The organism is Clostridioides sp. ZZV15-6597, from assembly GCF_020657815.1.
GTDB lineage: Bacteria > Bacillota > Clostridia > Peptostreptococcales > Peptostreptococcaceae > Clostridioides.
Genome location: NZ_JAGWCT010000174.1, coordinates 1 through 4,934, shown reverse-complemented (window position 1 = coordinate 4,934; position 4,934 = coordinate 1). Strand labels below are relative to the sequence as shown.

General features: G+C 28.3%; 3 protein-coding genes and 1 pseudogene. All 4 read left to right on the top strand.

The features are described from left to right. Positions 1-537: pseudogene (locus KGF52_RS20275) on the top strand (RNA-guided endonuclease TnpB family protein); the annotation flags it as partial. Positions 538-681: 144 nt separating this feature from the next. Further along, positions 682-1,806, top strand: a complete 1,125-nt coding sequence (locus tag KGF52_RS20270; protein ID WP_227830477.1) for a metal-dependent hydrolase family protein — start codon at positions 682-684, stop codon at positions 1,804-1,806. Between the two features lie 281 nt (positions 1,807-2,087). Continuing rightward, positions 2,088-2,882 (top strand): ATP-binding cassette domain-containing protein, encoded by a 795-nt coding sequence (locus tag KGF52_RS20265; RefSeq protein WP_227841422.1) that lies wholly within the window; start codon positions 2,088-2,090, stop codon positions 2,880-2,882. Beyond that, positions 2,883-4,934, top strand: a 2,052-nt coding sequence (locus tag KGF52_RS20260; RefSeq protein WP_227841421.1) for an ABC transporter permease subunit/CPBP intramembrane protease, incomplete at its 3' end; no start/stop codon positions are given. It lies immediately after the preceding gene.

Below are 4,934 nucleotides of genomic sequence, written 5' to 3'. Positions count from 1 at the left end.
TGTATCTCAAGTTGTGGACAATTTATAGAAAATCCTAAGTATCTTCAGAAGTCATTAAACAAACTTGCTAAATTACAGAGAGAATTATAGAGAAAAACAATCGGTAGTTTAAATAGAAATAAAGCAAGATTAAAAGTTACAAGATTTCAAGAACATATAGCTAATAGGCGAAAGGATTTTCTACAAAAACTATCTACTAAATTAATACAAGAGAATGATATTATTTGCATAGAAGATTTGCAGGTAAAGAATATGACTAGAAATCGTAAACTATCTCGTTCTATTTCTGATGTGTCATGGTCAGAATTTGTTCGTCAATTAGAATACAAGGTTAATTGGTATGGTAGACAAATTGTAAAGGTGGGTAAATTCTTTGCAAGTTCACAAATATGCAATAAATGTGGGTACAAAAACGAGGCAATAAAGAATTTAAATATAAGAGAATGGATTTGTCCTTGTTGTAATGTAACTCACGATAGAGATATAAATGCAAGTATAAATATACTAAAAGAAAGATTAAAACTAATAACAGTTTAAAATAGATAATTTATGTAAGAACCGTAGGAACTACGGGGATAGCCTGTGGAGAATTGGTAAGACATATTTTAGTATGCAAAATTCTATGAAGCAGGAACTCTGTGACTTTAGTCATAGGAGGTTCAGGGAACAGGAAATAGTATTATGAAGGATAAAGGTATAATTATTGATGAAGATACTATACTTGAAATTGAAAATATAAGAGAAGATTTAAGTGGATATGATGTATATGATTACCTAGATAAAACTGTTATGCCAGGAATTATGAATTGTCATGTGCATTTGACAATGGAGCCAGTAGGAAATCCAAAAGTTTATTATGAGAACGTATCTGATGTAGAGCTTGTGGTAAATACAATAAAACAACTTGATGCATATTTAGATTCAGGAGTAACATATATTAGAAGTCTAGGTTGTCCAAAATATGTGGATGTGCAGCTTAAAAATCTTATAGACAAAGGGTCTATAGATGGTCCTGGTATAGTTACTTCAGGTCCAGTTATATGTATGACAGGAGGACATGGATACTATTTTGGTATTGAAAGTGATGGAGTAGATGAATGTAGAAAATCAGCTAGAACAGTTTTAAAAAATGGAGTAGATTGTGTAAAGATAATGGCTACTGGAGGTGTAACAACTGATGGTGTTGAGCCAGGTTCACCACAATTGACTTTAGAAGAAATGAAGGCTGCTATAGATGAAGCTATAAAAGCAGGGAAAATAACTGCTACACATGCACAAGGAAGAACTGGTATAAAAAATGCAGTGCTTGCAGGAATCACTTCTATAGAACATGGTGTTTATTTAGATGATGAAATAATTGATTTGATGCTTGAAAGAGGAACATATCTAGTTCCAACAGTTGCTGCACCATATTTTATTTTAAATGCAGGAAAAGAAAGTGGAATAACTGAGGCTACTCTTAGAAAGTGCGAAATTGTTGCTATTCCACATAAAGAATCATTCTTAAAAGCGTACAAAAAAGGAATTAAAATTGCAGTTGGTTCTGATGCAGGAACTTCTTATAATGAACATGGAAAGACATATTATGAAATGAAGTTAATGTCAGATTATGGTATGGATAATATGGATGTAATAGTAGCAGCTACAAAAACTGCATCTGAACTTTTAAGAATTGATAAAAATTATGGAACTTTAGAAAAAGGAAAGAAAGCAGATGTGATAGTTGTAAATGGCAATCCTATAGATAATATAGATGTAATGTCAGATGTTTTAGCAGTATTTAAACTTGGTAAAAAAGTTAGATAATAAAATAAAAGAGAAATTAGAAAAAAGTGTCTGAAAGATTTTTAAATGATTAGAGACACTTTTTTTATTGATAATATTTATTAATACTTTAAAAATTAATATGTTATTTTATATCTATTAGTTAATACATATTATAAAAGAATAAAAAGTAATAATTTGTCATGTAAATAGATATGTTTTTATAAATAAGATATTTTAAAATAAAAAATAGTATATAAAAAAGGTTTATATGTTATATTTATATAAATATATCTATAAATAAGAAAGGAGCAAATTGGTAAATGATAGAGGTAGATAAGTTATGTAAATCTTTTACAAGAGTTATAAAAGATGATAAAAATAAAAGTTCAATAAAAAAATTAAAGAAAATTAAAACCAAAAAAGAAGACTTTCTTGCTGTAAATAATGTTTCTTTTAGTGTTGAAGAAGGTGAGATAGTCGGAATATTAGGACCAAATGGTGCTGGAAAGACAACTTTACTTAGAATGCTAGGAGGAATATTAACACCAACATCAGGAAATATAAGTGTTTCTGGATATGATTATTCAATAGATAGAAATTCAGCAAAAAAAGAAATAGGATATCTATCTGGAAATACAAAGCTATATGGAAGACTTTCTCCTAGAGAACTTTTAACAACTTTTGGAAGTTTATATGAAATGACAAAAGAAGAAATAGAAGAGTCGATTAAAAATGTTGTAAAAGTAATGGATATGAATGAATTTATAGACAATAGAATTGAAAATCTATCAACTGGTCAGACACAGCGAACATCTATAGCTCGTTGTTTAATACATTCCCCAAAAGTGTATATTTTTGATGAACCAACATTAGGTCTTGACGTTTTGAGTAGTGCATCTATAATAGACTTTATGAAAAACGAAAAGTTAATAGGAAAAACCGTACTTTATTCAACTCATTATATGGAAGAAGCAGAAATTTTATGTGATAAGATTTTAATGATTCATAATGGAAAAATAATTGCATCAGGAACACCGAAAAGTTTAAAAGAAGAATCGGGAGTAAATAATCTGAGAGATGTGTTTATAAATCTTTCTAGAATGGAGGAGGTTTAGATGAGAAGTAAAATTGTAAAATACATATTCAAAAAAGAAATGTTAGACATACTAAGAGACAAAAAGACCTTATTTATGATGATTGTTATACCACTTCTTTTATATCCTTTGCTTATGTTGTTGATGATTCAAGTAATGAATATGTCTGCAAATAGTATGAATAGTAAAGATATTAATATAGCTTTTGATAGTACACCTAATAAAGTGCTTGTATCAATGATTGAAGAGGAGAATAATTTAGAGGGCGATACTGGGACTAATAAAGATACTACAAATGATAAAGGCAAAATAAAAATATTAAGTGTTGATAATTATAAGAAGTCTTTAGAAGAAAATAAAATTGATGCTTACATAAAAATAGAAGAAAAGCAATCATCTACGAGTTATAAAATATATATGAATTCATCTCAGGAAAATTCGTCTAACTCTGTAAAAAGAATTGAAACTGTTTTAGATAAATACAAGAGATTTACTATAGAGAATACTTTATCTGAAAAAGGACTGGATGTACAAAGTACATTAGAACCTATAAAGTACAGTACTATAGATGTTGCAAAAACAGAAGAAGTAGCAGGCTACTTCTTAGGACAGATATTGCCATTTATATTAATAATAGGAGTTTTGCTTGGTTCAATATATCCAGCAATAGATGTTATGGCTGGAGAAAAGGAAAGAGGTACACTAGAAACTTTATTTACACTCCCAATATCAAATTTAGAATTAGTCATGGGAAAATATATGGCTGTTTCCCTTAGTGCAATAGTAACAGCAATTTTAAATATTTTATCTATGGGCTTAACGATGGCATTTATTTTAGTGAGTGGGGGTCTTAGTAGCCAGTTTGGTTTTGGAAATTTTAATTATGGAGATTTAATTTTACCAATTGCTACTACTTTAATATGTGTATGTCTGTTTTCAATGGTAGTTGCAGCAATAAGTATGTGTGTATGTTCACTAGCAAAAAGCTTTAAAGATGCTCAAAACTATATAACTCCTCTTATGTTGGTTATTATGATACCATCTTATGTTTCTATGATACCAAATATAGTATTGGATAGAGTAACAGCTGTAATACCTGTGGTAAATATATCATTACTTATAAAAAGTGTATTATCTTTTAAAAGTGATTTAAATCTGATAGCACTAGTTTTAACATCGAATATAGCTTTTGTTATATTGGCAATTATACTTCTGTCTAAAATGTTTAATTCTGAAGAAATACTTTTTGGAAATAGTAAGAGTTTTTCTTTCTTGGAGAAAAGATGTAATATAAAAAAAGGGTCTATACCAACTGTGAGTGATGGGATTATTTTGTATGCAGTAGGATTAGTTCTTTTAATTTATGCTGGTTCTTTGGTTCAAATTAAATTTGGAACAGCAGGTATTGTAATGACACAAGTTATGATAATTGCTTTACCACTAATATTTGCATATTATATCAAAGCTGATTTTAGAGAAGTATTTAGTATAAAGATTCCAACATTAAAACATCTCTTAGGAGGAGTTGTTCTTTGGATTGGTGGATACATCATTATTATGATTATAACTCAGTTAATTTTATTTTTATTTCCTCAAAATATGGAAGTGGCTGAGAGTTTAAATAAATCTCTGTTTATGAAGGATAAATTTTTATTGAATTTATTGATAATAGGATTATTACCAGCTATATGTGAAGAAATATTTTTTAGAGGTTTTATATTTTCTGCATTTAGTAAATCAAAAAATGGAGTTAAGTCTGTAAAGTTAGCAATAATCTGTAGTGGAGTATTGTTTGGTATTATGCATATGGATTTTATAAGAATAATTCCAACATCAATATTAGGAATCATATTTGCATACAGTGTATATAAGTCGGGCTCTATATTTGTATCAATGTTATTACATTTCTTAAATAATAGTGTAGCAGTTATAGTAAGTCATTATGCAACAGGAAATATAGCTAATTTATATAAGTTTATTGAGGTTGATTTTTCAAATTTAAATATGTTTAAATTTGTTTTAATTCTTGTAATAAGTTTTATATTGGTTATATTAGGAAGGAGACTTTTATAT